Below are 13,285 nucleotides of genomic sequence, written 5' to 3'. Positions count from 1 at the left end.
TGATGGGTTGATTTGTGCCCGGCCATTTTCAATGCTGCGGCCGGATACAAGGGAAGGGATCTCAGATGCCCGACGACGTCCCCGCCGATGGGCTGGGCCTGCTGACCTGCTCGATGGCGCGCGACATCGAAATCTTCGATGTGCTGGCGCGCTCCGTCGACCGCCACGTCGACCCGGACATCCGCCATACTGTCATCGTCCCGGCGGCAGATTGTGCCGCCTTTGCGCAATACGCCTCGGACCGGCGCCGGATCGTCGCGCAGGAAAGCGTGCTGCCGATGCGGCTGTTCGCGCTGCCGCGCCGTCTGTCCGCGCTGTCTTTCCTCAGCGGCGCCTTGCGGCGTCCACTTTACCTGACGCCCCGCCTGTCCCTTATGCGCGGCTGGATGATCCAGCAGATCCTGAAGATCGAGTTCGCCCGACACAGTCCCGCGCGCGCGGTCATGCATGTGGACAGCGACGTCTTCTTCGTGCGCCGCCTGTCGGCCCGCGATGCCGTCGACGCCCAGGGCCGGGTCCGGTTTTTTCACGTGCCGGGCCAGCAGCCCATCGCCGCGCACCGGGCGTGGATCGAGGCGGCGGCCGACTGTCTCGGCATCGAAGTGCCGGCGGATTTCGCCACCCATTACATCGACAACTGCGTTCTGTGGAGCAGCGAAACCGCGCGCGGGATGGTCGCCCGGATCGAGGCGGCGCACGGCCGCCCCTATCACGAGGTGCTTTTGCGGCACGGGACGATCTCGGAGTATTTCATCTACGGGATCTACGCCGATCTGGTGGCGCAAAACCGCGGACTTGCCGCCGAGACCCACTCCTTCTGCAACTCGTTCTGGCCGGAGACCGCAAACGCTGCTTTCGATTTCAAGACCCAGGTCGCGCGGATGACGCCGAAGAATTGCGCCATGGCGGTGCAGTCCACCCATGGCTTCCCGGTCGCGGAGCGCGCGCAGTCCTTCGAGGCCGCCTCGCGGATGTTCTCCGGCGCGGCGGTCTGATCCCGGCGCGGCAGGCGCCGGATCATGCGAAACGGCGGGCATCGCCTCAGGCCGGTTCCGATTCGGCCATCAGCTCGCGCACGTCCGTCAGCCGACCGGTCAGCGCGGCGGCGGCGGCCATTGCCGGGCTCAGCAGGTGGGTGCGCCCGCCGCGGCCCTGCCGGCCCTCGAAATTGCGGTTCGAGGTCGCCGCGCAGCGCTCGCCGGGGGAAAGCTGGTCGGGGTTCATCGCCAGGCACATGGAGCAGCCCGCCAGGCGCCATTCGAAGCCGGCGTCCTTGAAGATCTCGGCCAGCCCCTCTTCCTCGGCCTGGGCGCGGACAAGGCCCGAGCCGGGAACGATCATGGCGCGGATGCCCTCCTTGATCTTCTTGCCCTTCACGATCTCCGCGACGGCGCGCAGATCCTCGATCCGGCCGTTGGTGCACGACCCGATAAAGACAGTGTCGATCTCGATGTCGGCCAGCTTCTGGCCCGGGGTCAGCCCCATGTAATCGAGCGCGCGCTTGACCGCCTCGACCTTGCCGCCGGTGAAATCCTCGGGGTTTGGCACGGTGCCGGTGATCGGCAGCACATCCTCGGGGCTGGTGCCCCAGGTCACCACCGGCGCGATCTCGTCCGCGTCCAGCGTGATCACCTTGTCCCAATGGGCGTCGTCATCGGAATAAAGCGTCTTCCACCACGCCAGCGCGGCCTCCCACTGGGCGCCCTTGGGCGCGTGCGGGCGGCCCTTGATGTAGTCAAAGGTGGTCTCGTCCGGCGCAATCAGCCCGGCGCGTGCGCCGCCCTCGATCGCCATGTTGCAGACGGTCATCCGCCCTTCCATGCTCAGCTTGCGGATCGCCTCGCCGCAATACTCGATCACGTGGCCGGTGCCGCCGGCGGTGCCGGTCTTGCCGATCACGCTCAGGGTGATGTCCTTGGCGGTGACGCCCGGGTGCAACTCGCCGGTGATCTCGACCTTCATGTTCTTCGATCTGGTCTGGATCAGGGTCTGGGTGGCCAGCACATGCTCCACCTCCGAGGTGCCGATGCCATGCGCCAGCGCGCCGAAGGCGCCGTGGGTGGCGGTGTGGCTGTCACCGCAAACCACCGTCATCCCCGGCAGGGTCCAGCCCTGTTCCGGTCCGACGATATGCACGATGCCCTGGCGGATGTCGTCCACCGGGTAATAGTTGACGCCGAACTCGCGCGCGTTCTTGTCCAGCGCCTCGACCTGGATGCGGCTTTCCTCGTTCTCGATGCCCTTCTCGCGGTCGGGCGTGGTCGGCACGTTGTGGTCCGGCACCGCGATGGTCTTGTCCGGCGCATGCACGCCGCGCCCAGCCATGCGCAGCCCCTCGAAGGCCTGCGGGCTGGTCACCTCGTGCACCAGGTGGCGGTCGATATAAAGAAGGCTGGTTCCGTCCTCGGTCGCGTCGACCAGGTGGGCATCCCAGATTTTGTCATAAAGGGTCTTGGGGGACATCTGTCCTCTCCCGTTCTTGCATGGAAATGGCGTGCGTGGGCTGGCGGGGCCGGATTATAGCCGGGCCAGAACGGTGCGGGCAGCCCCGAAGAACCGTTCGCGCAGCCGCGCGCGGTCCTGAAGATCGAAACAGGGGGCGAATTCCGGTGTCATGCTGTCCCAGATACAGCCGCCGCGGGTTTCGATCAAGGTGCGAAACCGCCGGCCCGCGCGATCGGGGCAGCTTGCCAGCCCCGCCAATCCGTTCCAACCTGCCAGACAAGGAGCGCAGCGCATGGAAGAGAACACCGACGTCCCGGGCCTTGCCGAGCATCTGACAGCGTTGTTGGACAAGGGCGGCGACCTGGTTCAGATGTTCCTGACGCCGGGCTGGCGGCAGAACCAGATCCTGATCGTTCTCGGGCTGATCGCGCTGGCCTGGCTGCTGCGCCTGCTGACCGAGGCGCGGGTGCAGGGCTGGACAAGGGACCGTGACGGCTGGCCGAAATGGCGGCTTCGGATGATGGTGCAGATCCGCCAGCGGCTGGGGCTGATCTATTTCGCCCTCGGGGCCTGGGCGGTCTATCTGGTGATGCAGCAGGTCACCTGGCCCTCGCGCAGCTACCTGATCGGGATCGCGGCCACCCTGGCCACCGCCTGGCTGGTCATCGCGATGCTGTCGCGCTTCGTGCAGAACCGCACCCTTCGCCGGCTGCTGACCTGGGGCGCCTGGATCTATGCCACGCTCTTCGCGCTGGAGGTGCTTGACGGCACGCTGGCCTTTCTCGATTCCCTCGTGCTGGGCGTCGGCAGCCTCAGCCTCTCGGTCCTGACCATGCTCAAGGCGCTGCTGATGATCGTGGCGCTGCTGCTTCTGGCGCGGCTGCTGACCCAGACCGCCACCCGCAGCCTGCAGGGCAACGAGGACATGTCCCCCTCGATGCGGGTGCTGGCGATCAAGGCGGTGCAGGTCGTGGTCTATGGCTTCGTGGTCATCACCGGCATTCGCGCGCTGGGCTTCGATCTGACCGGGCTGGCTCTGCTGTCCGGCGCGGTGGGCGTCGGCATCGGCTTCGGGCTGCAAAAGGTGGTCTCCAACCTGGTCTCGGGCATCATCATCCTGCTCGACCGCTCGATCAAGCCGGGCGACGTGATCAGCCTGGGCGAAACCTTCGGCTGGATCGATTCGCTGGGCGCGCGCTATGTCTCGGTGGTCACCCGCGACGGCAAGGAATACCTGATCCCGAACGAGGATCTGATCACCAGCCAGGTGGTCAACTGGTCCTATACCAACAAGTTCGTCCGCCTCGACATCCATTTCGGCACCTCTTATGGCGACGACCCGCACAAGGTGCGCGCGGTGGCGGTGGCAGCGGCGAAAAAGGTCAGCCGCGTGCTCAGCCAGCCGAATCCGCCAGTCTGTCACATCACAGGATTCGGCGACAGCAGCGTCGATTACATCCTGCGGTTCTGGATCACCGATCCGTCCGACGGGCTGACCAACATCAAGGGCAACGTGTTCCTCGCGCTCTGGGACGCGTTCCAGGAGAACGGCATTTCCATCCCCTTCCCGCAGCGCGAGGTGCGCCACCTCAACGACCCCGCGCGCGCCGGAAACAGCACGGAAAACGGCTGACGTGGCCAATTGGCGCCACTCGCGGCCCCTCAGGCCCACGATTCATTGAAATGTCACCTGCGGCTTGCTACCTTCAAACTACCCCGCGCCGGGGGTCAGGCCGGCGCCCACGAAGGAGGACAATGTCCTGTCACCCCACGCAGAAGCGGCGATGCCCGCTGATGACCGGGCCGGTATGATGGCGGCCCAGACTCTGCCGAGCAGCGAAGCGCTGCTGGCGCGCATTCTTTCCTCTCTGGACTCCGACAAGGCCGAAGAGCTCGTGCAGATCGACCTGCGCGGCCGCACAGCCATTGGCGATTACATGGTGATCGCCTCGGGCCGATCCTCGCGGCAGGTCTCGGCGATGGCTGAGAAACTGGTCGACCGGCTCAAGCAGGAGTTCGGCGTCATTGCCAAGGTCGAAGGCAAGGACACCGGCGACTGGGTGCTGATCGACACCGGCGACGTGATCGTGCATCTCTTCCGTCCGGAAGTGCGCGAGTTCTACCAGCTGGAAAAGATGTGGCTGCCGCAGGGCGCCGCCACCGCCTGAGATCCGCCCGAGACGGCGTCGGCCCGCCCCCGCGGGCCGGGAAACGGACCTTGAATGCGCATCCGGATTTGCGCGGTCGGGCGCCTGCGCGCCGGGCCCGAGAAAACCCTGATCGACGATTACCTGAAACGCTTCGACCGCACCGGGCGCGCGCTGGGCCTCGGACCGGCTGAGGTGTTGGAGGTGGGCGACCGCAAGAACGCGGGAATGGTCGCCGAGGGCGCGCTCCTGCGCCGGGCGCTGCCCGGGGGTGCGGTGATCTGCACGCTGGATGAACGCGGGGCGCAGATCTCTTCGCCCGATTTCGCGGGGAAGCTCGCCGGCTGGCGCGACCAGGGCCGCGGCGATCTGGCCATTGTCATCGGCGGCGCCGACGGCATCGACCCGGGGCTGCGCGCCGAGGCCGATTTCAGCCTCTCCTTCGGCAAGATGGTCTGGCCGCACATGCTGGCCCGCGTGATGGTCGCCGAGCAGCTCTACCGCGCCGCCACCATCCTGGCCGGCTCTCCCTATCACCGGGCCTGATTCGATGGGCTTGAGGGCCTCGGATCAGGGCAGCGAGATCACCGTGGTCCCAGCGTTCCAGCCATCCACCAGGCAGCGCGCCTGCACCTGCACCTGTGGGGTTCCCTTGGGGATCTTCACGCCGGAGAGCGATCGGGTGAACGGTTGCTCTTGCGCGTGCGGATGCGCCAGCACCCGCAGGCCCAGGACGTTTCCGGCCATGTCCAGCACCCGCCAGCCATCGGCGTAATGATCCCAGCCGGTGTCGGGGTGGGACAGGGTGACGTCGAATCGCCAGGTTTCGCCGTTGCGCTGGGCGTGGACCGCCTCGATCACCGGCGGCTCGGCGCGAAGGGGCAGGGCGGCAAGGGCGCAGAGCGCCAGCGAGGAGAAAGTCAGGAGTCTCATGGCGGCAGCCTATCCGCCAGACCGAAGGCGCAACACTCACGTCCGCGTGTCCGGCGGCGCCTTCAGCAGGACCTCGCGCGAGGAAGAGCCGAACTCGCGCCGGTACACCATCGCCAGCGTCAGCAGCACCGCCGCCACCAGCGCCCCGGCCCCCAGCAGCCAGGCTGCCGAGGCCAGCCCGAAATAGGTCGTCCTGAGCCCGCGGTTGAAACTGCGCGCGGCGGTGATGTTGAGCTCGGCCGCCTGCGCCGCGCGCACCAGCGCCTGCGGGTCCTCGACCTCGTTGGGGACCGCCCCCATCACCACCGAGCAATAGCCGAACAGGCGGTTGGCCCAGACGAACTTGAGGAAGGCGCTGGTCAGGAACAGCAGCATAACCAGCAGCTTGATCTCCCAGACCACGTCGGGCTGCGCACCCAGCGCCAGATCGCTGGCCAGATCCGCGACCGGGTCCGGGTTCCGGATCAGCGCAAGGCCGCCGCCGAGCGCGATCATCGTGGCCGAGGCGAAAAACGCCGTGCTCTGCCGCAGGTTGCCGATCAGGCTGGAATCGAAAATGCGCGGCTGCCGGGTCACCATGTGGCGCATCCAGTCGCGACGATAATCGTTCATGATCCGCGCGACCGAGGGGCGCCCCTGCGGCGGGTTTTCGACCCACCAGCCGATTCCGGCCCAGCCCAGCACCAGCAGGGCCAGCGCGCTGTAATCCAGCGGCGAGAACATGTACAATCGGTCGATCCAGCTCATGCGCTCACCCTAGGCTCGATCTATTCTCCTTGTCAGCAGGTCAAATTGGTAATATTAACTTACCAAAAGGAGGCCTCCCGATGCAGATGCCACAACCCGACGCCGGTATATTGGCGCGCAAGTCGCGGCTGGTCGCGCGCCTGTCGCAGCTCTTGCCGCCGGATGCGCTGATCCAGGATCCGGCGGAGACCCGCGCCTATGAATGCGACGCGCTGACCGCCTACAAATGCGCGCCGATGCTGGCGGTTCTGCCTGCCAGTACGCAAGAGGTCTCCGACGTGCTGCGGATCTGCCACGAAGACGGTGTACCGGTGGTGCCGCGCGGCTCGGGCACATCGCTGGCGGGCGGCGCGCTGCCCACCGCCGACAGCGTGATTCTGGGCGTGGCCCGGATGAACGACGTGCTGGAAACCGACTACGACAACCGCATCATCAAGGTGCAGACCGGGCGCACCAACCTCTCCGTCACCGGCGCGGTCGAGGAGGAGGGGTTCTTCTACGCCCCCGACCCCTCCAGCCAGCTCGCCTGCGCCATCGCGGGCAATATCGCGATGAACTCCGGCGGCGCCCATTGCCTGAAATACGGGGTGACCACCAACAACCTGCTCGGCGTCACCCTGGTGCAGATGGACGGCACCGTGACGGAGATCGGCGGCGCGCATCTGGATGCGGCGGGGCTCGACCTGCTCGGGCTGATCTGCGGCTCTGAGGGGCAGCTGGGCGTGGTGACTGAGGCGACGCTGCGCATCCTGCGCAAACCCGAGGGCGCCCGCCCGGTGCTGATCGGCTTCGACGATTCCGAGGTGGCCGGCGCCTGCGTCTCCGACATCATCAAGGCCGGCGTGCTGCCGGTTGCGATCGAGTTCATGGACCGCCCCTGCATCCGCGCCACCGAGGCCTTTGCCCATGCCGGCTATCCCGATTGCGAGGCGCTGTTGATCATCGAGGTCGAGGGATCGGATCCCGAGATCGACCACCAACTGGGCCTGATCAAGCAGATCGCGCGGCGCCACGATCCGGTTGAACTGCGCGAGGCGGCGGACGAGGACGAGGCCGGCCGCATCTGGCTGGGCCGCAAGTCGGCCTTCGGCGCCATGGGGCAGATCAACGATTACATGTGCCTCGACGGCACCATCCCGGTTTCCGCCCTGCCGATGGTGCTGCGCCGTATCGGCGAGATGTCCAAGGACTTCGGCCTCGATGTCGCCAATGTGTTCCACGCCGGCGACGGCAACATGCACCCGCTGATCCTGTTCGACGCCAACAAGCCCGGCGATCTGGAAACCTGCGAGGCCTTTGGCGCCGAGATCCTCAAGCTGTGTGTCGAGGCTGGCGGTTGCCTGACCGGTGAGCATGGTGTGGGCGTCGAGAAACGCGACCTGATGCTGCACCAGTACGCGCCCGAGGATCTGGAGGCGCAACTGGCGGTCAAGGACGTGTTCGACCCCGCCTGGCTGCTGAACCCGGCCAAGGTGTTCCCGCTGGCGCTGACCGAGACTCGGCGCGCCCGGCCGATGGCCGCCGAGTAAGGGGCGCTGCCCCCATCGCGGCAAGCCGCGACTCCCCCGGAATAGTTAGAGCCAAAAAAAGACGAGATTTGACAGGACGGCGATGTTGAAACCTGTGACAGAAAAAGAGCTGGGCGAGGCCGTCCGGCAGGCCGACGGGCCACTGGCCATCCGTGGCGGCGGCACAAGGCTGACCGGGCAGGCGGGCATGACGCTCAGCGTTTCCGGCCTCAGCGGCATCAGCCTCTATGAGCCCGGCGCGCTGACCATGGTGGCGCAGGCCGGCGCGCCGCTGGCCGAGGTCGAGGCGGCGCTGGCCGCCGAGAACCAGCGTCTTGCTTTCGAACCGATGGATTATCGCACGCTGCTGGGCACCGACGGGACGCCCACCATCGGCGGGGTCTTCGCAACCAATACCGCCGGTCCGCGCCGGGTGCAGGCGGGCGCGGCGCGCGATTTCCTGCTCGGCGTGCGCTACGTCGATGGCATGGGCCGGGCGATCAAGAACGGTGGCCGGGTGATGAAGAACGTCACCGGCTATGACCTGGTGAAGCTGATGGCCGGAAGCTGGGGCACCCTGGGGGTGCTGTCGGAGGTCTCCTTCAAGGTGCTGCCGCGTCCCGAGACCGAGGCGACCCTGCGCATCGCGGCCGCGGATGCCGGGGCGGCGGTGCGCCTGCTGTCGGCGGCGCTGGGCGCGCCCTACGAGGTCACCGGCGCCGCCTATGATCCGGCACAGGGCGCGGCCTTGCTGCGGATCGAGGGATTCGCCGCCTCGGTCGCCTATCGCGCGGGGGAGCTGACCAAGCTGCTCGGTGCGGGCGAACTGGTGGAGGCGGATGCCTCCGGGGCGCTCTGGACCGCGATCCGCGATGTCGCCCCGTTCCACGGCGCGCCCGGCGATGTATGGCGGCTGTCGTGCAAGCCGTCGCAGGCCCCCGACCTTGCCGCGCGGCTGGAGGCCGAGGCGCTGTTCCTCGACTGGGGCGGCGGGCTGATCTGGGCGCGGGTGCCCGAGGGCACCGACCTGCGCGCGCGGGCGGGTGACTACGATGGCCACGCCATCCTGATGCGCGCCGCGCCGGACACCCGGGCGCGCCTGGGCATGTTCCAGCCGCAGCCGGAGCCCCTGGCGGCGATCGAGGCCGGGCTGCGCGCGAAATTCGATCCAAGGGGCATCTTCAATCCGGGGCTGATGGGCTGATGAAGACGGAATTCACCGAAGCGCAACTGAAAGATCCCGGCACCGCGCGCGCCAACGAGATCCTGCGCGCCTGCGTGCACTGCGGGTTCTGCACCGCGACCTGCCCCACCTACCAGGTGCTGGGCGACGAGCTGGACAGCCCGCGCGGCCGCATCTACCTGATCAAGGACATGCTGGAAAACGCCAAGGTGCCCGACGACAAGACCGTCAAGCACGTCGACCGCTGCCTGTCCTGCCTGGCCTGCATGACGACCTGCCCCTCGGGCGTGCATTACATGCACCTTGTCGACCATGCCCGCGCCTATATCGAGGAAAACTATACCCGGCCCTGGCACGACCGCGCCCTGCGCTGGCTGCTGGCGCGCATCCTGCCGTATCCCGGGCGGTTCCGGCTGGCGCTGCTGGGGGCCAAGATTGCCAAGCCGTTCCGCGGGATGATCCCCGACGCGCGGCTGCGCGCCATGCTCGACATGGCGCCGAAAACCATTCCGCCGGTCAGCCGCAACGACAGCCCGCAAAGCTTCGCGCCGAAGGCCGAGAAAAAGATGCGCGTGGCGCTGATGACCGGCTGCGCGCAAAAGGCGCTGAACACCGACATCAACGATGCCACCATCCGCCTGTTGCGGCGGCTGGGCTGCGAGGTGGTGGTGGCCAGGGGGGCGGGTTGCTGTGGCGCGCTCACCCATCACATGGGCAAATCCGATGAGAGCCACGCCAGCGCAGCCCGCAACATCCGCGCCTGGACGGAGGAGATCGACGGCGAGGGGCTGGATGCCATCGTCATCAACACCTCGGGCTGCGGCACCACGGTCAAGGATTACGGCCATATGTTCGCTGGCGATCCGCTGGCCGGGGATGCCGCGCGGGTGGCCGGGCTGGCGATGGATGTCAGCGAGGTCTTGATGAAACTCGACCTGCCCGAGGGCGGCGACCGGGGGCTCACCGTGGCCTATCACGCCGCCTGCTCGCTGCAGCACGGCCAACAGATCAAGACCCACCCCAAGACCCTGCTGAAACGCGCCGGGTTCACCGTGGTGGAACCGGCCGACAGCCACCTGTGCTGCGGCTCGGCAGGCACCTACAACCTGATGCAGCCGGAGATTTCCGCCCAGCTCAAGACCCGCAAGATCCGCACGCTCGAGGCCAGGAGCCCCGACATCATCGCCGCCGGCAACATCGGCTGCATGATGCAGATCGGCTCGGGCACCGGCGTGCCGGTGGTGCACACCGTGGAGTTGCTCGACTGGGCCACCGGCGGACCGCAGCCCCCGGCACTGGGCGCACACGACCCCGCGATCCCGGATCTGCGCGCCTGATTGCCCGTCTAATTGCCCGGCCCGCGCCGCATTTTCGCCCCAGCCCCCGGCTAGACAGAGGCGACGACTTCGGCAACGCGGGTTTAAGGCGGAGGGGCATGTGAAACGGGTTTTGGCGGCTTTCATCCTGGCGGTTCTGCCCCTTGCGGCGCAGTCCGGCGATTCGCGCCTGCAACGGCTCGACAGCCTGGATGCGGGCCGCGCCTGGCAGGCGGTCGGGCGGCTCGACATCGGCGGGATCGGGTTCTGCACCGGCACGCTGATCGCCCCCGATCTGGTGCTGACCGCCGCCCATTGCCTCTACGACAAGTCCAGCAAGCGGCGCATCGACCCCACCCGGATCGAGTTTCTGGCCGGCTGGCGCAATGGCCGCGCCTCGGCCTATCGGCAGGTGCGGCGCGCCGTGGTGCACCCCGATTATATCTTTGACAGCGTGGTCTCGCCCGACCGGGTCCGCCGCGACCTGGCGCTGTTGCAACTTCAGCACCCGATCCGCAACACCACCGTGATTCCCTTCGACACCGCCACGCGGCCCGCCACCGGCGACGAGGTCGGCGTCGTCTCCTACGCGCGCGACCGCGCCGAGGCGCCGTCGCTGCAGGAGGTCTGCGGCGTCATGGCCCGGCAGGAGGGAATCCTGGTGATGTCCTGCGATGTCGATTTCGGCTCCTCCGGGGCGCCGATCTTTTCCTTTGCCGGCGACGCCCCGCGCATCGTCTCGGTGGTCTCGGCCAAGGCCGAGGTGCGCGGCGACCGGGTCGCGCTGGGCACCGAACTGGGCGAGCCGCTGGCGCTTCTGCGCGCGATCATGAAGGCCGGGCGCGGCTACGGGCTGCCGCCGGCGCCCGACGCCAACCGCGTCGTTGTCGGCCGCGCCCGGCGCGACACCGGCGCCAAGTTCATCCGCCCCGGCGGCTGAGCCGCCCCGCGCGGGGGCTTGAAACGCACGGTCCCGTTTCCCACATTTTCGATATCCGGATCGCCGCACAGGGGTCCGGGCCCAACCCGCCCGTCCGTACCGGAGGGCCTTTCGTGAATCGCTCGAACCATGAGGATGACGACACATGCGTACATTTGATTTTGCACCGCTGCACCGTGCCACAGTCGGCTTTGACCAGATCGCCGATCTGATGGACCGGGTCATGGCCAATGACATGACCCAACCCAGCTATCCCCCCTATAACATCGAAAAGACCGCCGCGGATGCCTATCGCATCTCCATTGCGGTGGCCGGTTTCGCCGATGCCGACCTCTCGGTCGAGGTGAAGGAGCATCAGCTTGTCGTCGCGGCCCGCAAGGCCGAGGACGAGGGCGGGCGCACCTATCTGCACCGCGGCATCGCCACCCGCGCCTTTGAGCGCCGCTTCACTCTGGCCGATCATGTGCGCGTCACCGGCGCCAGCCATGAAAACGGCATGCTGCACATCGACCTCAAGCGCGAGGTGCCAGAGGCGCTGAAACCGCGCCGGATCGAGATCGCCTCCTCCAAACCCGCCACCCGCGAGGTGTTGGAGGCCGAGAGCAAGCCGGTCAACTGATCGCCGGACCGAAAACCGCGCCGGGCCTCGGCCCGGCGCCCCCCCGTTTCAAGCCCCCCAGCCGACGCCCATGCGCGGGGCGATTTTCGTGCCAGGGCGCGCGCGGCGGATAAGCCCCCTTTACAATTTGTTACGGTTTTTCTGTCTTGACTGATCCGGGGGAGGAGACGTCGGAGGGGCGGAATGCCATCAAGCGACCTGCGCGAGACGCTGCCGCTGGTCTACCAGAACAAGGCGCGGATCGCGGATCGGTTCTATCAGGCGATGTTCCGGCTGGCCCCGGAAACCCGCGCCTTTTTCATGGGCGGGTTTGGCAAGCAAAAGGCCGTCTTTGCCACGCTGATCGTCAGGGTCGCGCAAAGCGCCGATTCGCCCGACGCGCTGGAGGAGATTGCCCGCGAAATGGTCGCCGCGCATCGCCGCCACGGGGTAAGCGCCGACGAATTCCGGGTCGCCGGCCTCGCCCTGACCGAGGCGATGGAAAACAGCCTCACGGGCGAGGTTGCGGCGGATCAGATCGAACGCTGGACAAAGGTTGCCGACACCCTCGTCCAGCGCATGATCGACCTGTCGGGTTAGACCGCCATGCAGACGTATTTCATCTCGAGGAACTCCTCGATGCCGTGGTGGCTGCCTTCGCGGCCCAGCCCGGATTGCTTGACGCCGCCGAAGGGGGCCACTTCGGTCGAGATGATGCCGGTGTTGACGCCGACGATGCCGTATTCCAACGCCTCGGCCACCTTGTAGACGCGGCTCAGATCCTTGGCATAGAAATAGGCGGCCAGCCCGAAGATGGTGTCATTGGCCATCTCGATCACCTCGTCCACGTCCTCGAATTTAAAGAGCGGCGCCAGCGGGCCAAAGGTTTCCTCCTTGGCGACCTTCATCTGCTGCGTGACCCCGGTGACCACGGTGGGCTCGAAGAAATTGGCGCCGAGGTTGGACCGGTGCCCGCCGGTCAGGATCGCGCCGCCCTTGGCGGTGACGTCGCCCAGATGCTCCAGCACCTTGTCGATGGCGTCCTGATTGATCAGCGGTCCGGTGGTCACGCCCTCGTCCAGCCCGTCGCCCACTTTCAGCTTTTCCACCGCGACCTTGAGCTTCTCGGCAAAGGCGTCATAGACCCCGGCCTGCACGTAGATCCGGTTGGCGCAGACGCAGGTCTGGCCGTTGTTGCGGAACTTGCACATGATGGCACCCTCGACAGCCGCATCCAGATCGGCATCGTCGAACACGATGAAGGGTGCGTTGCCGCCCAGCTCCATTGAGCATTTCATCACCTGATCCGCCGCCTGACGCAGCAGGATGCGGCCCACTTCGGTGGAGCCGGTGAAGGTGATCTTACGGACTGCCGGGTTCTCGCACATCTCTTTTCCGACCTCGGACGCCGAGGACGACGGGACGATGTTCAGCACACCTGCCGGGATGCCAGCGCGTTCAGCCAGCA

Annotated in this window: 15 protein-coding genes; 10 read left to right on the top strand and 5 right to left on the bottom strand. The window is 67.1% G+C overall.

Annotated elements, in window-relative coordinates:
* Window positions 1-65: 65 nt before the first annotated feature.
* Window positions 66-995 carry a DUF6492 family protein gene (locus tag P1U75_RS17065; protein WP_300245330.1) on the top strand — a complete coding sequence of 310 codons (930 nt, stop codon included), beginning with the start codon at window positions 66-68 and terminating at the stop codon, window positions 993-995.
* Window positions 996-1,041: 46 nt separating this feature from the next.
* On the opposite strand, the gene leuC is transcribed toward P1U75_RS17065, so the two are convergent.
* Window positions 1,042-2,463 (bottom strand): 3-isopropylmalate dehydratase large subunit, encoded by a 1,422-nt coding sequence (gene leuC, locus P1U75_RS17060; protein WP_300245329.1) that lies wholly within the window; start codon window positions 2,461-2,463, stop codon window positions 1,042-1,044.
* 54 nt (window positions 2,464-2,517) lie between these two features.
* Window positions 2,518-2,652 carry an isopropylmalate isomerase gene (locus tag P1U75_RS17055; protein ID WP_300245327.1) on the bottom strand — a complete coding sequence of 45 codons (135 nt, stop codon included), beginning with the start codon at window positions 2,650-2,652 and terminating at the stop codon, window positions 2,518-2,520.
* An 85-nt stretch (window positions 2,653-2,737) separates the two neighbouring features.
* Here P1U75_RS17055 and P1U75_RS17050 point away from each other — a divergent pair, with 85 nt between their 5' ends.
* The 3 genes from P1U75_RS17050 to rlmH all read left to right on the top strand — a co-directional run bounded on the left by P1U75_RS17050 (window position 2,738) and on the right by rlmH (window position 5,138).
* Window positions 2,738-4,078, top strand: a complete 1,341-nt coding sequence (locus P1U75_RS17050; protein WP_366915062.1) for a mechanosensitive ion channel domain-containing protein — start codon at window positions 2,738-2,740, stop codon at window positions 4,076-4,078.
* Between the two features lie 178 nt (window positions 4,079-4,256).
* Window positions 4,257-4,613 (top strand): ribosome silencing factor, encoded by a 357-nt coding sequence (gene rsfS / locus P1U75_RS17045; RefSeq protein ID WP_300245428.1) that lies wholly within the window; start codon window positions 4,257-4,259, stop codon window positions 4,611-4,613.
* Between the two features lie 54 nt (window positions 4,614-4,667).
* Window positions 4,668-5,138: a 23S rRNA (pseudouridine(1915)-N(3))-methyltransferase RlmH gene (gene rlmH / locus P1U75_RS17040; RefSeq protein WP_300245326.1), complete on the top strand. Its 471-nt coding sequence runs from the start codon at window positions 4,668-4,670 to the stop codon at window positions 5,136-5,138.
* 24 nt (window positions 5,139-5,162) lie between these two features.
* On the opposite strand, the gene P1U75_RS17035 is transcribed toward rlmH, so the two are convergent.
* Window positions 5,163-5,525 (bottom strand): hypothetical protein, encoded by a 363-nt coding sequence (locus P1U75_RS17035; RefSeq protein WP_300245325.1) that lies wholly within the window; start codon window positions 5,523-5,525, stop codon window positions 5,163-5,165.
* A 36-nt stretch (window positions 5,526-5,561) separates the two neighbouring features.
* A complete protein-coding gene (locus P1U75_RS17030; protein WP_300245324.1) occupies window positions 5,562-6,272 on the bottom strand; it encodes a DUF599 domain-containing protein in 711 nt (236 codons plus the stop codon).
* 80 nt (window positions 6,273-6,352) lie between these two features.
* Between P1U75_RS17030 and P1U75_RS17025 the strand changes: the two genes are divergently transcribed.
* The 6 genes from P1U75_RS17025 (at window position 6,353) to P1U75_RS17000 (ending at window position 12,417) form a co-directional block, all read left to right on the top strand.
* Window positions 6,353-7,801, top strand: coding sequence for an FAD-linked oxidase C-terminal domain-containing protein (locus P1U75_RS17025; RefSeq protein ID WP_300245322.1), 1,449 nt, complete (start codon window positions 6,353-6,355; stop codon window positions 7,799-7,801).
* An 85-nt stretch (window positions 7,802-7,886) separates the two neighbouring features.
* Window positions 7,887-8,984 (top strand): FAD-binding protein, encoded by a 1,098-nt coding sequence (locus P1U75_RS17020; protein WP_300245321.1) that lies wholly within the window; start codon window positions 7,887-7,889, stop codon window positions 8,982-8,984.
* Window positions 8,984-10,300, top strand: a complete 1,317-nt coding sequence (gene glcF / locus P1U75_RS17015; RefSeq protein WP_300245320.1) for a glycolate oxidase subunit GlcF — start codon at window positions 8,984-8,986, stop codon at window positions 10,298-10,300. The genes P1U75_RS17020 and glcF overlap by 1 nt, the downstream gene beginning before the upstream one ends.
* A 100-nt stretch (window positions 10,301-10,400) precedes the next feature.
* Window positions 10,401-11,219, top strand: a complete 819-nt coding sequence (locus P1U75_RS17010) for a trypsin-like peptidase domain-containing protein (RefSeq protein ID WP_300245319.1) — start codon at window positions 10,401-10,403, stop codon at window positions 11,217-11,219.
* Window positions 11,220-11,364: 145 nt separating this feature from the next.
* Window positions 11,365-11,838: an Hsp20 family protein gene (locus P1U75_RS17005; RefSeq protein WP_300245318.1), complete on the top strand. Its 474-nt coding sequence runs from the start codon at window positions 11,365-11,367 to the stop codon at window positions 11,836-11,838.
* Between the two features lie 183 nt (window positions 11,839-12,021).
* Window positions 12,022-12,417 carry a globin domain-containing protein gene (locus tag P1U75_RS17000; RefSeq protein WP_300245317.1) on the top strand — a complete coding sequence of 132 codons (396 nt, stop codon included), beginning with the start codon at window positions 12,022-12,024 and terminating at the stop codon, window positions 12,415-12,417.
* On the opposite strand, the gene P1U75_RS16995 is transcribed toward P1U75_RS17000, so the two are convergent.
* Window positions 12,414-13,285 (bottom strand): aldehyde dehydrogenase family protein (locus tag P1U75_RS16995; protein WP_300245316.1); only part of this gene is annotated, 872 nt, incomplete at its 5' end. The genes P1U75_RS17000 and P1U75_RS16995 overlap by 4 nt on opposite strands.

Origin of the sequence: Antarcticimicrobium sp. (assembly GCF_029212575.1) — a bacterium.
Taxonomy (GTDB): Bacteria; Pseudomonadota; Alphaproteobacteria; order Rhodobacterales; family Rhodobacteraceae; genus Antarcticimicrobium.
The sequence above is the reverse complement of the archived record's forward strand: the minus strand, read 5'-3'. Positions and strand labels throughout refer to the sequence as shown.